Annotated in this window: 1 protein-coding gene; it reads right to left on the minus strand. The window is 59.5% G+C overall.

What is annotated here, in order from left to right:
* Positions 1 to 87: 87 nt before the first annotated feature.
* The gene (locus EXE42_RS20930) at positions 88 to 300 is read right to left on the minus strand and encodes an ATP-binding protein (protein WP_369333807.1); all 213 of its coding nucleotides are present in this window, start codon (positions 298 to 300) and stop codon (positions 88 to 90) included.
* Positions 301 to 358: the final 58 nt, after the last annotated feature.

Here is a 358-nt window from a genome sequence, read left to right on the forward strand (position 1 = left end):
GTTCTCAAGTTGCGGATCCATTGTGGGGGTCGAAGCGACGTTGCGTTTGCTCTGTTACTGTGTCCGTTCAGCAGCCAGCTGTTTCGGTTATGATTGTTCGCGCAGTCTGTTCGGTAACGAGAGGTGAACAACGGTGCCGCCGTCGGCGGGACGTTCAAACTCAATCCCGCCGCCGAGTCGCCGAACACCCCAGTTGACAAGCCACAGGCCGATGCCGTGGTTGTGCTGAAACGGGGACTCTCCCTCGGCTTGGAACGGAGTGAGTACTCTGTCGGGGATCCCGGGACCGTCGTCACGCACCGTGATCCGTGTTTTGCCGCTGTCCGTAGCTGGTGTGGTCGTAATCTCGACTTGCGGC

It is taken from the genome of Halorubrum sp. SP3 (genome assembly GCF_005435195.1).
GTDB classification, from domain to species: Archaea; Halobacteriota; Halobacteria; order Halobacteriales; family Haloferacaceae; genus Halorubrum; species Halorubrum sodomense.